Source organism: Rhodococcus sp. GQ147 (genome assembly GCF_059759155.1).
Map to the genome: position 1 here is coordinate 131,561 of NZ_JCAXDU010000010.1, position 19,059 is coordinate 150,619.

Genomic DNA, 19,059 nt, shown 5'->3' on the forward strand with positions numbered 1-19,059 from the left:
TCTTCCACTCCCCCGGACAAGGAGAAATTTCATGACCACCACCGAACCCCGGCCCTCGGAGACCCTCGATCGTTCCAAGGTGAACGTCGCCGCGGACTCCCCGGCCAACCAGCAGAAGAACTTCGCCTCCCGCCCCATGACCGGCGACGAGTACATCGCCTCCATCGACGACGGTCGCGAGATCTACCTGCACGGTGAGCGAGTCAAGGATTTCACCAACCATCCGGCCTTCCGCAACTCGATCCGGATGACGGCGCGCCTCTACGACGCCCTCCACACCGGTGAGCACGTCAACACCCTCACCGCCCCCACCGACACCGGCAACGGCGGCGTGACCATGCCGTTCTTCCGCACCCCGAAGTCCGCCGACGACCTGCGGGCCGACCGCGACGCCATCGCCACCTGGGCACGGCTGACCTACGGCTGGATGGGCCGCAGCCCCGACTACAAGGCGTCCTTCCTCGGCACGCTCGGCGCGAACGACGAGTTCTACTCGCCCTTCCAGGACAACGCGAAGCGCTGGTACCGCGAGTCGCAGGAGAAGGTCCTGTACTGGAACCACGCGATCATCAATCCGCCGGTCGACCGTCAGCTACCGCCGGACCAGGTCGGCGACGTGTTCATGAAGGTCGAGAAGGAGACCGACGCCGGCCTCATCGTCTCCGGCGCCAAGGTCGTCGCGACCGGCTCGGCCATCACGAACTACAACTTCATCGCTCACTACGGTCTGCCGATCAAGAAGAAGGAATTCGCGCTGATCTGCACGGTGCCGATGGACGCACCCGGCATCAAGCTCATCTCGCGCGCCTCCTACTCTCAGAACGCGAACATCGTCGGCTCCCCGTTCGACTACCCGATCTCCTCGCGGATGGACGAGAACGACGCGATCTTCATCTTCGACAAGGTGCTCGTGCCCTGGGAGAACGTCTTCATGTACGGGGACGTCGAGAAGATCAACAACTTCCTCGGCGGCTCCGGCTTCCTCCAGCGCTTCACGCTGCAGGGCTGCACGCGACTCGCGGTCAAGCTCGACTTCATCGCCGGTCTCCTCATGAAGGCTCTCGACGCCACCGGCGCCGGCGGATTCCGCGGCGTGCAGACCCGTGTCGGTGAGGTCATCGGCTGGCGCAACCTGTTCTGGTCGCTCACCGACTCCATGGTGAACAACCCGGAGCCGTGGATCGACGGCACTGTAATCCCCAAGCTCGAATACGGCCTCACCTACCGCATGTTCGCGATGCAGGGCTACCCGCGCATCAAGGAGATCATCGAGCAGGACGTCGCCTCGGGCCTGATCTACCTGCCCTCGTCCGCCGCCGACTTCAAGAACCCGGACGTGCGTCCTTACCTCGACAAGTATGTCCGCGGCTCCGACGGCATCCAGGCGGTCGACCGCGTGAAGGTCATGAAGGCACTGTGGGATTCGATCGGCTCCGAGTTCGGTGGCCGCCACGAACTGTACGAACGGAACTATGCCGGCAACCACGAGAACGTCAAGGCCGAGCTGCTGTTCGCCGCCGAGAGCCGCGGTGACGTCGCCTCCATGAAGGGCTTCGCGGAGCAGTTCATGAGTGAGTACGACCTCGACGGCTGGACCGTGCCCGACCTGATCGGCAACTCCGACGTCAGCGCGTTCTACAAGTAACCGACTCCCGCGCGCGGGCGGATGATCTCCGTTCTCCTGCCCGTCCGCGCGCGGCCCCCAACCTCCACCCACCGCGAAGGAGCGTCCGAGATGACCACGACCGCTTCGACCTCCGTGTCCCATCCCCCTGCACCGGAATTCGACGCGGTAGTCCTCGGACGCTCCTTCGCCTCCCAGCGGGTCTCGGCCCGGTTGCGCGACGAACTACGGCTGGCGGTCCACGAGATCGGCACCGCGAGCGCCGTCCGCTACGACGACATCGACCATCGGTGGGAGATCCTCATCGGCGGCACCGTCGTCGGCCGAGCGAAGTTCGTCGTAGACGGGCACGGCGGCCTCACACTGCAGGGCCGAGACGGCGCCGCGCTCGAGCGCGATGCCCTGACGGTGCACGGCTTCCCCAATCTGTTCCGCCCCATCGTCAGTACGCGCACGGATTCCGTCGGGTACACGGTGTCCTGCATCGAATACATGCGCAGCAACGGTCTGGACTACGTCGAGCGGCGGCTGCGGACGCCGGTCGCGGACGACGACTACCCTGAGCTTTCGTTCGATCGGCCCACACCCATCCTCTGGTTCGGCTGAGCCGTCCGGGAGGACGCACGAGCGGGTGACGACCACGAGGTCGTCACCCGCATACGTGCGTCCGAATCCGCATGCGTTCAGCCCCGCAGGACTTCCGTAGGGGTGACGCCGTACCGCTTCCTGAAGGCGGCGGCGAAACGCCCCGGATGGCCGAAACCCCACCGGAAAGCCACATCTGCCACGGTGATTCCCCCGGCAGTAAGATCCGCGTGGGCGCGATCGAGCCGGATGTCGCGCAGACACGCGGACGGACTGCTGCCCACGTACTCGGAGAACGCCTCCTGCAACCTGCGCACACTGGTTCCGGCGATCTCCGCCATGTCGGCTGCCGTCCAGACACGACCCGGATCCTCCTGCAGAGCATTCAACACCCGCCGGACCATGCCCGGGCGGGGTGCCGGTGACATTTCGTCGGCCGGCGCGACCGCCAGGACGAAGGCCGTGGTGACCGCACCGCCGAGCTGGGCCGACACGAGAGGATTCGTGAGCACCCGGGTCGGCCCGGCGAGCTGCTCGCTCAGCGCTGCCACGAGACGGTGCCATTCCTGCGCCGACCCCCGCAGATCGAGGCGGTCGGGAAGTTCGAGGCGCGACCGCAACGGACCACCGAGAATGCGGTCCGCTTCGCGTTCGAGATGTTCTCGATCGAACTTGATTCCGAGGACCGAACATTCGGCGTCCCACCGTGTGATGAGCGACGGGGTGTCCGCGCGGAAGACTGTCGCCGAGCCGGGTTCGGAGACGACGGTGCCCGAGCGCCCCCGCGATTCGAGCCGCCCGCTCAGCGGTATGTTCACCTCGTAGGCGCCCGGATACTCGCATTCGATCGCGACGTCCGCTCCCCAGCCCATCCGACCGATCGTGACACCTCCGAGATCGGCCGAGACCAATTCGAGCTCAGGACGATCCACCTTTCCGAGGTCCGTCAATCGGTGCGGGAAGTACACGTCCGCCACGACGCGCGAGGCGTCGTCCCAGTCCTCGATCTCGGGCACACTCACGCCTTCGAGACTAACCGCTTCCGAGACCTGGATCACATAGTCGCGTGATTCGTCCAGGGACCGCGCAATGTGCATCGACCGGCCCGTCGGCCGACTCGTATGGTCCTGGCCACGTCAACAACGGCCCGGCCGTCGCCGGACGGCTCCCGACCCGGAGGTACACCGATGACCAGCACCCTTTCGTGGCTCGACGAGATCACCATGGAAGAACTCGAGCGCAATCCGTACCCGGTCTACGAGCGCTTGCGCGCCGAAGCTCCGGTCGCCTTCGTGCCCGTCCTCGGCGCCTACGTAGCGTCCACGACCGAAGCGTGCCGTGCGGTCGCGGCCGGCGACGACTTCGACGGCATCATCACCCCCGCCGGTGGCCGCACCTTCGGTCATCCCGCGATCATCGGCGTCAACGGCGACATCCACCGCGACCTGCGGTCGATGGTCGAACCCGCCCTCCAGCCCGCCGAGGTGGACCGCTGGATCGAGGATCTCGTCCGCCCGATCGCACGACGCTACGTCGAGGCGTTCGAGTCCGACGGCAGGGCCGATCTCGTCGCCCAGTTCTGCGAGCCGGTGAGTGTGCGGTCGCTCGGTGATCTCCTCGGACTGAAGGACGTCAGTTCGGACAAACTGCGCGAATGGTTCCACAAACTGTCGGATTCGTTCACCAACGCAGCGATGGACGAGGACGGAAACTTTCTGAACCAGGAACGTTTCGACGAGGGCGACCGCGCCAAGGAGGAGATCCGTTCCGTCGTCGACCCGCTGATCGACCACTGGATCGAGCATCCCGACGACAGCGCCATCTCGCACTGGCTGCACGACGGGATGCCCGAAGGGCAGACGCGGGACCGCGACTACATCTACCCGACGCTGTACGTCTTCCTCCTCGGCGCCATGCAGGAACCGGGACACGCCATGAGTTCCACCCTGGCAGGCCTGTTCACCCGCCCCGAACAGTTCGAAGCCGTGGTGGACGAACCGGGACTCATCCCCCGCGCGATCGCCGAAGGGATGCGCTGGACCGCCCCGATCTGGTCCGGCACCGCACGTATCGCCAAGCGCGACACCGTCGTATCAGGAATCGAGATCAGCGAAGGGTCGGTGATCATGCTGTCCTACGGGTCGGCGAACCACGACATCGACGTGTTCGACGCCCCCAGCCGCTACGACCTGACCCGCCCGCCGCTCCCCCACCTCGCCTTCGGTGCCGGCAAGCATGCCTGCGCGGGAATCTACTTCGCGAACAACGTGAGCCGCATCGGTCTCGAAGAACTGCTCGAGACCATCCCCAATCTCGAGCGGGACACTTCCGAGGACGTCGAATTCTGGGGTTGGGGTTTCCGCGGCCCGAAGACCCTGCACGCCCGGTGGGAGATCTGACCATGCCGTACACACTCACCGCGGGCACCGGCGTCGTTCCCTGCGAACCCGGTCGGACGGTGCTGGAAGCGTTCCTGCGCAACGGCAACTGGATGCCCAACTCCTGCAACCAGGGAACCTGCGGCACCTGCAAGATCAAGGTCCTCGACGGCGAACTCGATCATCGGAACTCGCCGGAGGAGACGCTCACCGCCGACGAACTCGCGGCCGGATTCGTCCTCGCGTGCCAGGCCACCCCGCGCGGCGACGTCGCCTTCGAGACCCCCGCAACGGAGGAACCCGCCGGCACGCACGTGCTGCGCGACGTCGTCGTCACCGTCGCCGAGGTACGCGACATCGCCGCCGACACACGCAAGGTGTTGCTCACCGCCGACGAACCGCTCGAGTTCTCGGCCGGGCAGTACGTGGAGGTGACAGTTCCCGGGACCGAGATCCGACGGCAGTACTCACTCGCGAATCCGCCCTCCGAGGCCAAAGAGCTCGAACTGCACATCCGCCGGCAACCCGGTGGAGTCGCGAGCGAATGGGTCTTCGAGCGCATCGACGTGGGTGAACGCGTGACCGTCACCGGCCCGTACGGCGACTTCACCTTCGACCTGGAGGGCACCGGCCCGATCGTCCTGCTCGGCGGTGGGACGGGCCTCGCCCCGCTCGAGGCCATCGTCCGGCAGGCGCTCTCCCTCGTCCCCGACCGGCAGATCCTGCTCTACCACGGGGTCCGTACCTGCGCGGACCTGTACGACGTCGACTTCCTCCGCGAACTGGAGACCCGCCATCCCGGCTTCCGCTACATCACCTGCGTGAGCAGGGAGAGCGGCGGAGACCGCGACGGATACGTCACCGACGCCTTCCTCGAGGACGTCGCGTCCGCGAAGGAGTTCACCGGCTACATCTGCGGATCGGACGCGTTCGTCGAGGCATCAGTGAAGGCGTTCAAGCGTCGCCGCATGTCGCCGCGACGCATCCATCGCGAACGGTTCACCCCGGCCGGCTGAATACCCTCATCCCCGTACCGCTCGTACGCACGCGCTGCTCCGGCATCGCGATGCGCACGAGCGGTACGGCCGTGTCGAGGGGTCTTTCCGCCTCCGGTCGCTCGAGGGCCTTTCGACCCCCCACCCAGGGGTCCTAGGTATCCCTAGGTATTTGCCTGGTGTGACCGTAGCCACAGGCTGTCATCGTGGAGATATCGCCGGACACATCGCGTCGAGCCGGACCGGAGAAAGACCCCGGTCACCACGAATCTTCAGTACAGGCTCGGCCGCGTCGGACACGCCCTGTCCGTCCCGGGAACGAAGCCGATACCTGGAGGATCCCATGACCGACATCGTGGAGCACGTGCGCACTCGCCTCGACGGCGCACTCGTCGAAGACCCGAGCACCGGGCGGTACCAGATCCGCCGTGACGTCTTCACCGACGAGGAGATCTTCGAACTCGAGATGAAGCACATCTTCGAGGGCAACTGGGTGTACCTCGCCCACGAGAGCCAGGTCCCGAACGTCGGTGATTACTTCACCACGTATATCGGCCGCCAGCCCGTCGTCATCAGCCGCGACAAGGAAGGCGAGCTGCACTGCCTGATCAACGCGTGCAGCCACCGCGGTGCGATGCTGTGCCGTCGCAAGACCGACAACCGCACCACCTTCACGTGCCCCTTCCACGGCTGGACGTTCCGCAACAACGGAAAGCTGCTGAAGGTCAAGGATCCCCGCGACGCCGGCTATCCCGAGCAGTTCAACACCGACGGCAGCCACGACCTGCGGAAGGTCGCTCGTTTCGAGAGCTACCGCGGTTTCCTGTTCGGCAGCCTGAATCCCGACGCCAAGTCGCTCGAGGACCACCTCGGTGACACCACGAAGATGATCGACATGCTCGTCGACCAGTCCCCCGAGGGCCTCGAGGTGCTGCGCGGTTCGTCCACCTATACCTACGACGGCAACTGGAAGCTGCAAGCCGAGAACGGCGCCGACGGTTACCACGTCTCGGCCACCCACTGGAACTATGCCGCGACCACCGCGCGCCGCACTGCCGGTGAGTCCAGCAACGAGACCAAGGCGATGGACGCCGGCACCTGGGGCAAGCAGGGCGGCGGCTACTACTCGTTCGACCACGGCCACCTGTTGCTGTGGATGTGGTGGGGCAACCCCGAGGACCGTCCGCTGTACCCGCGCAAGGACGAACTCGCGAAGGAGTTCGGCGAGAAGAAGGCCGAGTTCATGGTCGGCGCGTCGCGCAACCTGTGCCTGTACCCGAACGTGTACATCATGGACCAGTTCTCCTCGCAGATTCGGCACTTCCGCCCGATCTCCGTGGACAAGACCGAGGTGACGATCTACTGCATCGCACCGAAGGGTGAGAGCGCCGAGTCCCGCGCCAACCGGATCCGTCAGTACGAGGACTTCTTCAACGCGACCGGCATGGCCACCCCGGATGATCTCGAGGAGTTCCGCTCCTGCCAGAAGACCTACCTCGCATCGGCTGCGCCCTGGAACGACATGAGCCGCGGTGCAACCCACATCCTCAACGGACCCGACGAGGTCGCTCAGGATCTCGGCATGACGAAGGTGCTGTCGAGCGGTGTGAAGACCGAGGACGAAGGCCTGTACCCGATCCAGCACGGCTACTGGCTCGAAGCGATGCGCGAGGCCATCGCCGCCGAGAGTTCCGCCGCCGACCCGTCCGCGCTCTGAGAGGAACCGGAATCATGACTGCCGTACACGAATTCACGCAGACCGACATCGAACAGTTCCTCTACCGTGAGGCCCGACTGCTCGACGACCGCGAGTTCGAGCAGTGGCTCGAGTGCTACCACCCCGATGCCGAGTACTGGATGCCGGCCTGGGACGACGACGGTGCTCTCACCGAGAACCCGCAGACCGAGATCTCGCTGATCTACTACCCGAATCGCGGCGGCCTCGAGGACCGGGTGTTCCGCATCCGCACCGACCGTTCGTCGGCGACCTCGCTGCCCGAACCCCGCACGGGACACAACATCACCAACGTCGAGATCCTCGAGCGTCGCGGCACCGAAATCGACCTGCGGCACAACTGGTTCTCGTTGTACTTCCGCTACAACACCACCGACACCTACTTCGGGACCACCTTCCTCACCCTCGATGTCTCGGGCGCACAGCCGGTGATCAAGAAGAAGAAGATCGTCCTGAAGAACGACTACATCCACCACATCGTCGACGTCTACGTCGTCTAGTTCCACCCCGATCACGAAAGGAGGCACGTGCCATGGCTTACCAGGTGGCATTGAGCTTCGAGGACGGGGTCACCCGCTTCATCAAGGTCAACCCGAACGAGACCGTCGCCGACGCCTCGTACAAGGCACGCATCAACATTCCGCTCGACTGCCGCGACGGCGCGTGCGGAACCTGCAAGGCCTTCTGCGAATCGGGCAGCTACGACGGCGGCGACTACATCGAGGACGCCCTCACCGACGAAGAGGCCGAGCAGGGTTACTGCCTGCCGTGCCAGATGATGCCGGAATCCGATCTGGTGGTGCAGATCGCGAGCACCTCCGATGTCGCGAAGACCGCGGCCGCCTCGTACAGCGCGACCATCACGGATCTGCGCCGTTACTCCGAGAGCGTCGTCGGGTTCACCGTCGAGATCGACAACCGTGACGATCTGGTGTTCCTGCCCGGTCAGTACGTCAACATCGGCGTGCCCGGCAGCGACGACGGCACCGGTAAGCCGGCGACCCGCTCGTACTCGTTCAGCACCGGCCCGCACGAGAATTCGCTCGCGTTCCTCGTGAAGATCACCGAGGACGGTCTGATGTCCGAGTACCTGCGCGACCGCGCGCAGGTCGGCGATACCCTGGAGTTCACCGGCCCATTCGGCAGCTTCTTCCTGCGCGAGCGCAAGCGTCCGTCGCTGCTGCTCGCCGGCGGTACCGGCCTGGCGCCGCTGCTGTCGATCCTGTCGAAGATCGAGGCCGACGGCTCGGACCAGCCGGTGCACCTGATCTACGGTGTCACCTTCGATCACGATCTCGTCGAACTCGACGCGCTCGAGGAGTACACGAAGCGGCTGCCGAACTTCACGTTCGACTACTGCGTCGCCGACGAAGCGTCGTCCGCCCCGAACAAGGGATACGTGACGGGTCTGTTCGAGCCGTCGCACCTCAACGACGGTGATGTGGACATTTACCTGTGCGGTCCGCCGCCCATGGTGGAGGCGGTGCGTAACCACCTGTCCGAGAACGGTATCGAGCCGACGAACTTCTACTTCGAGAAGTTCAACACCTCGGCCACCCCGGGTGGGGCAACCGCACCCGCTGCCACCGACGCCGAGAAGGCCGCGGCGGAGAAGGCTGCCGCCGAGACCGGTCGTCCGGTGGTGCTCGAGAACCCCGAGCCCGGCAATTACGAGATCGGCGAGGAGCATCCGCCCGTCGCCGAATCGGACGAGCAGTTCGACGCCCGCATGGCCCTCGAACTCGGGGTCGTCGAACTCACGATCGGCCGGCTCACGCCGGAGCAGCTCGTCGAGTTCCGCATCCTCGCCGAGGCGTCCGGCGCGTCGGTCGAAGGCGACCACTTCACCGACGCCGCGGCGTTCACCGACACCAATGCGGCCTTCCACGAGTTCCTCTTCCGCTGTTGCACCAACCCGGTGCTGCTCGAGGCCTACAACAAGCTCGAGGTCACCCGGTTGATGAAGCAGGTCCTGCGCGACGCGCAGTGGATCGAGGAGCACATCGTCGACGAGCACCTGCAGCTCGTCGAGGCGTTCGAGAAGGGCGACAAGGCCGCCGCGCGCGACCTGATCGTCGTCCACTCGCAGCACGCCAAGGAGACGATGCGTCGTGCCATCGCCAGCGGTGCCCCAGCAGGTGTCTCCTCATGATCGAAACGAAGATCTTCCCGGGCCGGTTCGACGGACGGTGCCTGACGATCACCGGCGCCGCGCAGGGCATCGGTCTCACGGTGGCGACCCGCATCGCCGCCGAGGGCGGTGAGGTCGTGCTCGTCGACCGCGCGGATCTCGTCCACGAGGTGGCCGAGCAGCTGCGCGAGGCGGGCGGCAAGGCGCATTCGGTGACGGCGGATCTCGAGACCTTCGAGGGCGCGGAGGAGGCGATCTCCCACGCCGTCCGCACCACCGGCCGCATCGACGTGCTGATCAACGTCGTCGGCGGCACGATCTGGGCCAAGCCGTACGAGCACTATGCGCCGGAGGAGATCGAGAAGGAGATCCGGCGGTCGCTGTTCCCCACTCTGTGGACGTGTCGCGCCGCCGCTCCCCATCTGATCGAGCGACGCGCCGGCACGATTGTGAACGTCTCGTCGGTCGCGACCCGCGGCGTCAACCGCGTGCCGTATTCGGCGGCGAAGGGTGGGGTCAACGCGATCACCGCGTCGCTCGCCCTCGAACTCGCCCCCTACGGGGTCCGCGTGGTGGCGACCGCCCCGGGCGGCACCGTCGCTCCCGAGCGGCGGATCGCGCGCGGTCCGTCGCCGCAGTCCGAGCAGGAGAAGTCCTGGTACCAGCAGATCGTGGACCAGACCGTCGATTCCTCCCTGCTCAAGCGGTACGGCACGCTCGACGAGCAGGCCGCCGCGATCTGTTTCCTGGCCTCCGAGGAGGCCTCCTACATCACCGGCACGGTTCTTCCCGTCGCCGGCGGCGATCTGGGCTGACCGCCCCTCGCTCGGCCTCACCGGAGGCGCCAGTCCCCCGGTGAGGCCACTTTTCTCCCCGAATCCTCTTGTGACTCCACCCACAGACCGGAGCAACGCATGCCCCACGCCACGCAGACCTGGGCCAGTCCACAACATCGGCGCAGCGTCATCTGGATCGTCGCGCTCGCCACCCTCGCGATCATCTTCGACGGCTACGACCTCGTCGTGTACGGCACCGTCCTTCCGACCCTGATGGCCGATCCGACCCAGCTCGGGGAGATCTCTGCCCAGCAGGGTGGTGCCCTCGGCTCCTACGCGCTCATCGGCGTCATGGTCGGCGCGCTGTTGACCGGTGCGTTCGGTGACCGCGTCGGCCGCCGGAAGATGATGTTGATCAACATCGTCTGGTTCTCCGTCGGCATGGGTGCGGCGGCCTTCTCCACGAGCATCACGATGTTCGGCGCGCTCCGCTTCTTCACCGGCATCGGCGTCGGCGGTCTCGTCGCCACCGCCGGAGCCGTGGTCGCCGAGTTCGCTCCGCCCGGCAAGCGCAACCTGTTCAACGCCATCGTCTACAGCGGTGTCCCCGCCGGCGGTGTGATGGCCTCGCTGCTCGCGATCCTGCTGCGCGACGCGATCGGCTGGCGCGGACTGTTCCTCATCGGCGCGTTGCCGCTGCTCATCCTGCTCCCGCTGGCACTGATGAAGCTTCCCGAGTCGCCCGCCTGGCTGCAGTCGCGGGGACGCTCCGACGAGGCGCAGCGTGTGTGCGAGGAGTTCGGTTTCCCGCTGCCGTCCGCAGCACCTGTCGCTTCCACCGAGAAGATCGGTTTCGCGGCACTCGCGACCCGCAAGTACGCCCTCGGTACGGGACTGCTCGGCATGATGAGCTTCGCCGGTCTGCTGCTCACCTACGGCCTCAACACCTGGCTGCCGAAGATCATGGCCGACGCCGGTTACAACGCCAACGGCTCGCTCGCCTTCCTCCTCGTCCTCAACGGCGGCGCCATCCTCGGCGGCCTGCTCGCCTCGAAGGTCGCCGACGGCCGCGGACCGCAGTCCGTCATCGTCACCACCTTCTTCCTCGCGGCCGTGGCCCTCGTGCTGCTCACGCTCGGTTTCCCGCTGCCGGTGCTGCTCACCGCCGTCGCGATCGCCGGTACGGGCACGATCGGCACCCAGGTGCTCATCTACGGGTTCGTGTCCAACTACTACGACACCCCCGCCCGCGCCGCGGGTGTGGCGTGGTGCGCCGGCTTCGGCCGCCTGGGCGGCATCGTCGGCCCGGTCATCGGAGGTCTTCTCATCGGCGCGGGCTTCGCGAACAACGTGAACTTCTACATCTTCGCGGGTATCGCGCTCGCCGGTGGTCTGGTCACGTGGTTCGTGCCCCGCCCGGTCCAGTCCGTCTCGCCGGTCCGCAGTTCCGATCGCCCCGTGCCGACTACCGTGGATGTGTGACGGACAACGTTGTGCTGATCGGCCGGAACTCCGAGTTGTTGCAACTCGAACGCCTCCTCGACGAAGCCCGCGCGGGTGTCCCCTCGCTGGTCCTCGTCGAGGGGGCGTCCGGCGTCGGGAAATCCTCCCTCGTTTCGTATTTCGTCGCTCGCCACGACGACCTCGCCGTACACGACGCGACCGGGGCCCGCTGGGAAGCCGGCCATCCGTGGTCCGTGCTCGAACAGCTGCTCGGTGACACTGTCACGGCGGGCGACCCGGTGGAGGCGGCACGCACGCTCCTCGACCGGATCGACGACGCGACGGTGATCGTCGTCGACGACGCGCACTACGCGGATGCCGAGTCGTTGCAGTCGCTGTCGTCGTCGCTGAGGCGAGCGCACGGACGTCCCCTGCTCATGATCTGGATCGTGCCCGACGTGCTTCCCGACGATGTCGCCCCGGCGACCGCCGACCTCCTCTCGAACAGCCACCGCGTGGACACCCTCCACGTCGGCGCGCTGGCGCCCCCGGATGTCGCGCAACTCGCACTGCATCGCATCGGCGTCGACCTGTCCGCGTGGACGGCGCGTCGCCTGCAGGAACACACGCTCGGGAACACCCGCTCGATCCTGCAGCTTCTCGACGAGATCCCTCGCGACGAATGGCACCGCTGGCAGGCGCGTTTCCCAGCACCGAGACAACACGCGGGGAAAGTGGGTCGCATCCTTGCCCGGTGTTCACCGGACACGCGCGCGCTCGTCGAATCGGTCGCCGTCCTGGACACCGCCGCGACACGGGGAGCCACCGAATCCCTCGCGCTCGTCGCCGAACTCGCCGAGGTCGGCGACACGACCGGGCCGCTCGACGAGGCCCACCGGCTCGGTCTGCTCACGATGCGTGAACAGCGGGGCGTGGTGTCGTTGTCGTTCCCCGATCCCATGACCCGCGCCGCCGTGGCCGACGAGATCGGCCCGGCCCGCTGGCACAGCCTGCACGCGCGGGCCGCTTCGCTCGTCGACGACGAGGGCGCCCGGTTGTTCCACCTGGTGTCCGCGACACCGACCGGAAACGAGGAACTCGCCGCCGACCTCGACGCTTACGCCCGGCGATGCGCCGCCGACGGCGCCTGGTCCCAAGCGGCCGAAGCGCTCATCACCGCGAGCCGTATCACTCTCGACCGAGAACTACGGACCCGCAGGATGATCCGCGGTGTCGACGCACTGACCGGTGCGGCCGACCTGCCCCAGGCCCAGACGTTCGTCCCCGAGATCGAGAGCGTGCCGAGCGGACCGATGCGCAACGCCGTGCTCGGCTATCTCGCGATCCAGCGGGGGCGGGCCGCGGAAGCGCACCACCTTCTAACCGAAGCGTGGTCGATGCTCGACGATCCGGAATCCGAACCCGAACTCGCCGCCACGATTTCGCAACGCATGGTGTTGCATTCGTTGGCACGGCTGCGCGGCGACGATCTTGTCCTGTGGGCCGATCGTGCCGCGGACACCCTCCCCGAGACGGCTCCACCCGTCGTCGAGTCCCGGGCCATCCGCGGACTCGGGCTGGCGATGACCGGTCGCGTCGATGAGGCCGTCGAGTCGTATTCGGCTCTGTCCGATGTCATCCGGCTCGGAGCGCAGAGCCAGCGCATCCGCATGGCCGAGGGGTGGCTCGCATTGGTGCTCGACCGGCCCGATCTCGCCCGGACCGAACTCGAGGCGGCCGAACCGACCATCTTCCGCGGCGGGTCGCTGCGCATCTCGCTGTGGGCGCAGGCCTGGCTCGCGCGAACACAATTCGCGCTCGGTGCGTGGTCCGACGCGCTGCGCACCGTCGATCGCGCGGCGGCGCAGCTCGACGCGACACAACTCGATCTGCTCCGACCGCTCGTCCACTGGACCGGCGCCCAGGTCCAGGCGCTGCGCGGGAACTGGACCGCGGCACGGGAACACGCCCACCGTGCCCGCGCCGGGAACAACGACTACCCGCTCATGTTCGTACCGGCCTGCCTGTGTCTGGCGCAGTGCGCCGAGGTCGTCTCCGACTACACGAGCGTGTTGCGCTATCTGGAACCGATCGTCACCATGCGCGAGCGGGGCGCCGTCGACGAACCCGGCCACTGGCCGTGGCCGGATCTCTACGGCAACGCCCTCGTGATCACCGGACGCGTCGACGAAGCGGACGAATTCCTGCGGCCGCACGAGGAACTCGCCGCCGAACGCGGTCACCGCTCCGCCAAGGCCCGCCTCGGTTACGTGCGCGGTCGCATCCTCGGAGCCCGCGGCGACATCGACGCCGCCCGCGACGCTTTCGAACACGCACTCGACGAGATCGACACGCTGCCACTGCCCTACGACCGTGCACGCATCAACTTCGCGTACGGCCAGACGATGCGCCGCGCGGGGCGTCGCCGCGACGCCGACGCGGTGATCCGCACCGCCCGTGAGCTGTACGCGTCGCTCGGCGCCGTCTCGTACGTGGAACGTTGCGACCGGGAACTCAAGGCCGGTGGTCTTCGTACCGGCGACGGCGAGACCGAGACCCCGCGTTCGGATTTCACGACCCTCACTCCGCAGGAACGCGCCGTGGCCACACTCGTCGCGTCGGGCCGCACCAACAAGGAAGTCGCCGGTGAGCTGTTCCTGTCCGTCAAGACCGTGCAGTACCACCTGACCCGCGTGTACTCGAAGTTCGGCATCCGCTCGCGCAGCGAGCTCGCCGCGAAGTTCCGACAACAGGATCGAGGTTGATCATTGACCGCCGTGGACGATCGCCCCACCGCCGAGACCGATCTGTTCGAACGCCCCGTGCGTCCCGTCGTCGGACCGCGCGGGATACTCCGGGATCTCGGCCCACGATACGCCGCGAACGGCTTGATCGGGCTCGTCTTCTCGTGCACCGGACCGGTCGCCGTGATCCTCGCCGCCGGCGCCGCGGGCGGGCTGAGCGCACCGCAGTTGGCGTCGTGGATCTTCGGGGTGTTCGCCCTCAACGGGCTGCTCACCATCGTGATGAGCGTCGCCTACCGGCAACCGCTCGGGTTCTTCTGGACCATCCCCGGCACCGTGCTGGTCGGCGGGTCGCTCACCCACCTGAGCTGGGCGGAGGTGGTCGGCGCATTCTTCGTGACAGCGGCCCTCGTGACGGTACTGGGGGCCTCGGGACTGGTGCGCCGAGTGATGGAAGCGTTGCCGATGCCCATCGTCATGGCGATGGTCGCGGGGGTGTTCCTGAAGTTCGGCATCGATCTGGTTTCGGCGCTCGGTGCCGACGTCGCCATCGCCGCACCGATGGTGATCGTCTTCCTCCTGCTCAGTTCCGTTGCGGTCCTAGGTAAGTGGATGCCTCCCATCCTCGGAGCCCTGCTCGCCGGGGTGGGCGCGGTCGCGCTGTCGGGCCGGTTCTCACCGTCCGGGACCGACAGCGCGGTCTTCGCCGCACCGGTGTTCACCGCCCCGCAGTTCACGTGGTCGGCGATCCTCGAACTCGTCGTGCCGCTCGCGATCACCGTGCTGGTCGTGCAGAACGGGCAAGGCATCGCGGTGCTGCGCTCGGCCGGGCACAATCCGCCCGTCAACGTCTCGGCGATCGCGTGCGGACTGTGGTCCTTCCTTGCCGCGTGCGTCGGCGCCGTGTCGACCTGTCTGACCGGACCGACCAACGCGCTGCTCGTGTCGTCGGGCGAACGGTCCCGTCAGTACACCGCGGCGATCACATGCGGGACGCTGGCGATCGTCTTCGGACTGTTCGCGCCGCTGTTCGTCCGGTGGATGATCGCCGCGCCCGCCTCGTTCGTCGCGACTCTCGGCGGCCTGGCGATGCTCAAAGCGTTGCAGGGCGCCTTCGTGGCCGGGTTCGCGAGCAAGCACACCATGGGTGCGCTCGTCGCGTTCGTGGTCACCGCCTCGAACATCACCGTCTGGAACATCGGCGCGGCGTTCTGGGGGCTCGTCGCGGGTGTGGCCGTGTCGTGGCTGATGGAGCGTCCGGACTTCAGCCGCTGACCCCGACCCCGACGTACTCGGAGAGATGCTCGCCGGTGAGCGTCGACCGCTCCTCCACGAGTTCGCTGGGGGTGCCCTCGAAGACGATGCGTCCACCGTCGTGGCCGGCGCCGGGACCGAGGTCGATGATCCAGTCGGCGTGGGCCATCACGGCCTGGTGGTGTTCGATGACGATCACCGACTTGCCGGACTCGACGAGCCGGTCGAGCAGACCGAGCAGCTGTTCGACGTCGGCGAGGTGCAGGCCCGTGGTGGGTTCGTCGAGGATGTAGGTCTCCCCCTTCTCGGCCATCGCGGTGGCGAGCTTGAGCCGCTGCCGCTCACCGCCCGACAGGGTGGTCAGGGGCTGGCCGAGCCGCAGATAGCCGAGGCCGACGTCGGACAGTCGCTGCAGGATCTTCGACGCCGCCGGGGTGCGTGCCTCGCCGTCGGCGAAGTACTCCTGGGCCTGCGCGACGGACATGGCGAGCACCTCGGCGATGTTCTTCCCCGCCAGGGTGTAGTCGAGCACGGCGGTCTGGAAGCGCTTGCCCTCGCAGTCCTCGCAAACCGATTCGACGGTGGCCATCACCCCGAGGTCGGTGTAGACGACACCGGCGCCGTTGCAGGTCGGGCAGGCGCCCTCGGAGTTGGAACTGAACAGGGCCGGCTTGACACCGTTGGCCTTCGCGAACGCCTTGCGGATCGGTTCGAGAAGACCCGTGTAGGTCGCGGGGTTGCTGCGACGCGAGCCCTTGATGGGGCTCTGGTCGATCGTGACCACGCCGTCGCCGTCGGCCACCGAACCGTGGATCAGCGAACTCTTGCCCGATCCGGCCACGCCGGTCACCACGACGAGCACGCCGAGCGGGATATCGACGTCGACGTTCTGCAGGTTGTGCGTGTCTGCGCCGCGGACCTTCAGGGCTCCGCTCGGGGTGCGCACCGTCGGTTTCAGCGACGCCCGGTCGTCGAGGTGACGACCGGTGAGGGTGTCGGCACGCCGCAGTTCGTCGACGGTGCCCTCGAAGACCACCTGTCCGCCCTCGGTGCCGGCGCGCGGGCCGAGATCGACGATGTGGTCGGCGATCGCGATGGCCTCGGGTTTGTGTTCGACGACGAGCACGGTGTTGCCCTTGTCGCGCAGTTGCAGCAGCAGGTTGTTCATCCGCGCGATGTCGTGCGGGTGCATGCCGATCGTCGGTTCGTCGAAGACGTAGGTGATATCGGTCAGCGACGATCCGAGATGGCGGATCATCTTGATGCGCTGCGATTCTCCGCCGGACAGGGTGCCGGTGGGACGATCCAGCGACAGATATCCCAGCCCGATGTCCGCGAAGGAGTCGAGCAGATGACAAAGGTTCTTCAGCAGCGGGGCAACCTGCGGAAGATCCAGTCCGCGCACCCATTCGGCGAGATCGCTGATCTGCATCGCGCACACATCCGCGATGCTCCTGCCGTCGATCTTCGACGACCGCGCCTCGGGGGCGAGACGCGTCCCTTCACAGTCCGGGCATGTGGAGAAGACGACGGCCTTCTCGACGAACGCACGGATGTGCGGTTGCATCGCGTCGAGATCCTTGGACAGGAACGACTTCTGGATCTTCGGGATCAGGCCCTCGAAGGTGACGTTGACGCCCTCCACCTTGATCTTGGTGGGTTCCTTGTAGAGCAGGTCGTGGAGTTGCCGCTTGGTGAACTTCGCGATCGGCTTGTCGGGATCGAAGAAGCCGCAGCCGCGGTAGATCCGGCCGTACCAGCCGTCCATGCTGTAGCCGGGGATCTTCAGGGCGCCCTCGTTGAGGGAGAGACCGTCGTCGTAGAGCACGGTCAGGTCGAAATCGGAGATGTTGCCCTTGCCCTCGCATCGCGGGCACATGCCGCCGAGCCGGTTGAAGGTCACCTTCTCGGCCTGGGTCTTCCCGGCGCCCCTCTCCACCGTCACCGCACCACTGGCCCGCACCGACGGCACGTTGAACGAGTAGGCGTTGGGCGGACCGATGTGCGGCTCCGCAACCCGGCTGAACAGGATGCGAAGCATCGCGTTGGCATCGGTGGCGGTGCCCACTGTCGAGCGCGGATTCGATCCCATCCGTTCCTGGCCGACGATGATCGCCGCGGTGATGCCGTCGAGCACGTCGACGTCCGGGCGGGCCAGGGTCGGCATGAATCCCTGCACGAACGCGCTGTACGTCTCGTTGATCAGGCGCTGCGACTCGGCGGCGATCGTGCTGAACACCAGCGAACTCTTGCCCGAGCCGGAGACACCGGTGAACACCGTCAATCGCCGCTTGGGGATCTCCACGCTGATGTCGCGGAGATTGTTCACGCGCGCTCCGTGGACCCGGATCGCATCGTGGGTGTCGGCGACGTGCGCTGCATGTGCCGGTGTGTCCTTCGTCGAGGTCATGTTCGAAGACTCCAGTGGTCGTACGGATGCGGGGCGGAACGGGTGCGACGATCGGAGAGTAAGGCCGATCGTGGGATCGGTCAGCGCAATTGCTGGATGCGGACCATGTTTCCCGCGGGGTCGCGGAGAGCGCAGTCGCGGACGCCGTACGGCTGGTCGGTGGGTTCCTGGACGATCTCGGTGTCGCCGGCCTGCAGCTGCTCGAACGTCCTGTCGAGATCCTTCGTCGCGAGGATGATCGATGCGAAGGTGCCCTTGGCCATCATCTCGGCGATGGTGGCGTTCTCCTCCTCCGTGATGCCGGGGTCGGCGTCCGGCGGGTACAGCACCAGGGACGTGCCGGGAGTGTCGCTGCGGCCGAGGGTGATCCAGCGTTTCCCGGCGTAACCGACGTCGTTGAGGACCTCGAAGCCGAGGGTGTCGCGGTAGAACGCGAGGGACGCCTCGGGATCGGTGTGCGGAAGGAATGTCTGGTGAATGGTGATGTCCATGCCGATCACGGTATGACCGGCGGACCCGTCCGCGCTTCTCGATTCCTGATCGGTCTGGTGACATTCTTCGCCACGCACGACGGGATGCCGTTCGTCTCCTCGCCCGCCTGCTTGCGGTACACGCTCGGGGGCACGCCGACGAGTTCCGTGAACCGGGTACTGAAGGTGCCGAGCGACGAACAGCCCACCTCGAAGCACACCTCGGTGACGGTGAGGTCGCCGCGTCGCAGCAACGTCATGGCCCGCTCGATGCGCCGGGTCATGAGATACGAATAGGGCGACTCGCCGTACGCGAGCCTGAACTGGCGGCTGAGATGGCCGGCGGACATGTTCACGCCGCGGGCGAGGGCCTCGACGTCGAGGGGCTGGGCGTACTCGCGGTCGATGCGGTCGCGGACGCGGCGCAGCAACGCGAGGTCGCGCAGACGCTGATCGGTGACGGGTTTACCGGGCACGGGTCCGATCGTGCCACGATGCGCCGCCTCGATCCTGT

The 19,059-nt window shown here is 66.8% G+C and carries 15 protein-coding genes; 11 read left to right on the top strand and 4 right to left on the bottom strand.

Annotated elements, in window-relative coordinates:
- Positions 1–31 precede the first annotated feature (31 nt).
- Positions 32–1,645 (top strand): 4-hydroxyphenylacetate 3-hydroxylase family protein, encoded by a 1,614-nt coding sequence (locus AC6CID_RS13590; RefSeq protein ID WP_006553161.1) that lies wholly within the window; start codon positions 32–34, stop codon positions 1,643–1,645.
- A gap of 90 nt (positions 1,646–1,735) precedes the next feature.
- Positions 1,736–2,230 carry a hypothetical protein gene (locus AC6CID_RS13595; protein WP_024102360.1) on the top strand — a complete coding sequence of 165 codons (495 nt, stop codon included), beginning with the start codon at positions 1,736–1,738 and terminating at the stop codon, positions 2,228–2,230.
- Positions 2,231–2,307: 77 nt separating this feature from the next.
- Here the strand turns inward: AC6CID_RS13595 and AC6CID_RS13600 are convergent, their stop codons facing one another.
- On the bottom strand, positions 2,308–3,231 hold the full coding sequence (locus tag AC6CID_RS13600) for an AraC family transcriptional regulator (RefSeq protein ID WP_112320135.1): 924 nt from the start codon (positions 3,229–3,231) through the stop codon (positions 2,308–2,310).
- Positions 3,232–3,396: 165 nt separating this feature from the next.
- Here AC6CID_RS13600 and AC6CID_RS13605 point away from each other — a divergent pair, with 165 nt between their 5' ends.
- The 9 genes from AC6CID_RS13605 to AC6CID_RS13645 all read left to right on the top strand — a co-directional run bounded on the left by AC6CID_RS13605 (position 3,397) and on the right by AC6CID_RS13645 (position 15,686).
- Positions 3,397–4,608, top strand: coding sequence for a cytochrome P450 (locus AC6CID_RS13605; RefSeq protein ID WP_498354066.1), 1,212 nt, complete (start codon positions 3,397–3,399; stop codon positions 4,606–4,608).
- Between the two features lie 2 nt (positions 4,609–4,610).
- The gene (locus AC6CID_RS13610) at positions 4,611–5,603 is read left to right on the top strand and encodes a 2Fe-2S iron-sulfur cluster-binding protein (RefSeq protein WP_498354067.1); all 993 of its coding nucleotides are present in this window, start codon (positions 4,611–4,613) and stop codon (positions 5,601–5,603) included.
- Between the two features lie 322 nt (positions 5,604–5,925).
- A complete protein-coding gene (benA, locus tag AC6CID_RS13615; protein ID WP_498354068.1) occupies positions 5,926–7,299 on the top strand; it encodes a benzoate 1,2-dioxygenase large subunit in 1,374 nt (457 codons plus the stop codon).
- Positions 7,300–7,313: 14 nt separating this feature from the next.
- Positions 7,314–7,817, top strand: coding sequence for a benzoate 1,2-dioxygenase small subunit (gene benB, locus AC6CID_RS13620; RefSeq protein WP_006553155.1), 504 nt, complete (start codon positions 7,314–7,316; stop codon positions 7,815–7,817).
- Between the two features lie 32 nt (positions 7,818–7,849).
- Positions 7,850–9,469 (top strand): benzoate 1,2-dioxygenase electron transfer component BenC, encoded by a 1,620-nt coding sequence (benC, locus tag AC6CID_RS13625; protein WP_019288829.1) that lies wholly within the window; start codon positions 7,850–7,852, stop codon positions 9,467–9,469.
- On the top strand, positions 9,466–10,263 hold the full coding sequence (locus tag AC6CID_RS13630; protein WP_498354069.1) for a 1,6-dihydroxycyclohexa-2,4-diene-1-carboxylate dehydrogenase: 798 nt from the start codon (positions 9,466–9,468) through the stop codon (positions 10,261–10,263). Before benC ends, AC6CID_RS13630 begins: the two co-directional genes overlap by 4 nt.
- A gap of 99 nt (positions 10,264–10,362) precedes the next feature.
- Entirely contained in the window at positions 10,363–11,706 is a 1,344-nt protein-coding gene (locus tag AC6CID_RS13635; RefSeq protein ID WP_200358905.1) for an MFS transporter, read from the top strand.
- Positions 11,703–14,432, top strand: a complete 2,730-nt coding sequence (locus tag AC6CID_RS13640) for a helix-turn-helix transcriptional regulator (RefSeq protein WP_498354070.1) — start codon at positions 11,703–11,705, stop codon at positions 14,430–14,432. Before AC6CID_RS13635 ends, AC6CID_RS13640 begins: the two co-directional genes overlap by 4 nt.
- A gap of 12 nt (positions 14,433–14,444) precedes the next feature.
- Positions 14,445–15,686, top strand: a complete 1,242-nt coding sequence (locus AC6CID_RS13645; protein WP_006553150.1) for a benzoate/H(+) symporter BenE family transporter — start codon at positions 14,445–14,447, stop codon at positions 15,684–15,686.
- On the opposite strand, the gene AC6CID_RS13650 is transcribed toward AC6CID_RS13645, so the two are convergent.
- The 3 genes from AC6CID_RS13650 to AC6CID_RS13660 form a co-directional block, all read right to left on the bottom strand.
- Positions 15,676–18,075, bottom strand: a complete 2,400-nt coding sequence (locus AC6CID_RS13650) for an ATP-binding cassette domain-containing protein (RefSeq protein WP_064852579.1) — start codon at positions 18,073–18,075, stop codon at positions 15,676–15,678. The two genes, AC6CID_RS13645 and AC6CID_RS13650, sit on opposite strands and share 11 nt — an antisense overlap.
- A gap of 80 nt (positions 18,076–18,155) precedes the next feature.
- Positions 18,156–18,566, bottom strand: a complete 411-nt coding sequence (locus tag AC6CID_RS13655) for a VOC family protein (protein WP_498354071.1) — start codon at positions 18,564–18,566, stop codon at positions 18,156–18,158.
- A gap of 5 nt (positions 18,567–18,571) precedes the next feature.
- Positions 18,572–19,021, bottom strand: a complete 450-nt coding sequence (locus AC6CID_RS13660; protein ID WP_033097561.1) for a helix-turn-helix transcriptional regulator — start codon at positions 19,019–19,021, stop codon at positions 18,572–18,574.
- Between the last annotated feature and the right edge of the window lie 38 nt (positions 19,022–19,059).

Bases quoted from the DNA above. Each gene is read 5' to 3' on its own strand.
- AC6CID_RS13590 (WP_006553161.1), top strand. From the start codon at position 32: ATGACCACCACCGAACCCCGGCCCTCGGAGACCCTCGATCGTTCCAAG.
- AC6CID_RS13595 (WP_024102360.1), top strand. From the start codon at position 1,736: ATGACCACGACCGCTTCGACCTCCGTGTCCCATCCCCCTGCACCGGAA.
- AC6CID_RS13605 (WP_498354066.1), top strand. From the start codon at position 3,397: ATGACCAGCACCCTTTCGTGGCTCGACGAGATCACCATGGAAGAACTC.
- AC6CID_RS13610 (WP_498354067.1), top strand. From the start codon at position 4,611: ATGCCGTACACACTCACCGCGGGCACCGGCGTCGTTCCCTGCGAACCC.
- benA (WP_498354068.1), top strand. From the start codon at position 5,926: ATGACCGACATCGTGGAGCACGTGCGCACTCGCCTCGACGGCGCACTC.
- benB (WP_006553155.1), top strand. From the start codon at position 7,314: ATGACTGCCGTACACGAATTCACGCAGACCGACATCGAACAGTTCCTC.
- benC (WP_019288829.1), top strand. From the start codon at position 7,850: ATGGCTTACCAGGTGGCATTGAGCTTCGAGGACGGGGTCACCCGCTTC.
- AC6CID_RS13630 (WP_498354069.1), top strand. From the start codon at position 9,466: ATGATCGAAACGAAGATCTTCCCGGGCCGGTTCGACGGACGGTGCCTG.
- AC6CID_RS13635 (WP_200358905.1), top strand. From the start codon at position 10,363: ATGCCCCACGCCACGCAGACCTGGGCCAGTCCACAACATCGGCGCAGC.
- AC6CID_RS13650 (WP_064852579.1), bottom strand. From the start codon at position 18,075: ATGACCTCGACGAAGGACACACCGGCACATGCAGCGCACGTCGCCGAC.
- AC6CID_RS13655 (WP_498354071.1), bottom strand. From the start codon at position 18,566: ATGGACATCACCATTCACCAGACATTCCTTCCGCACACCGATCCCGAG.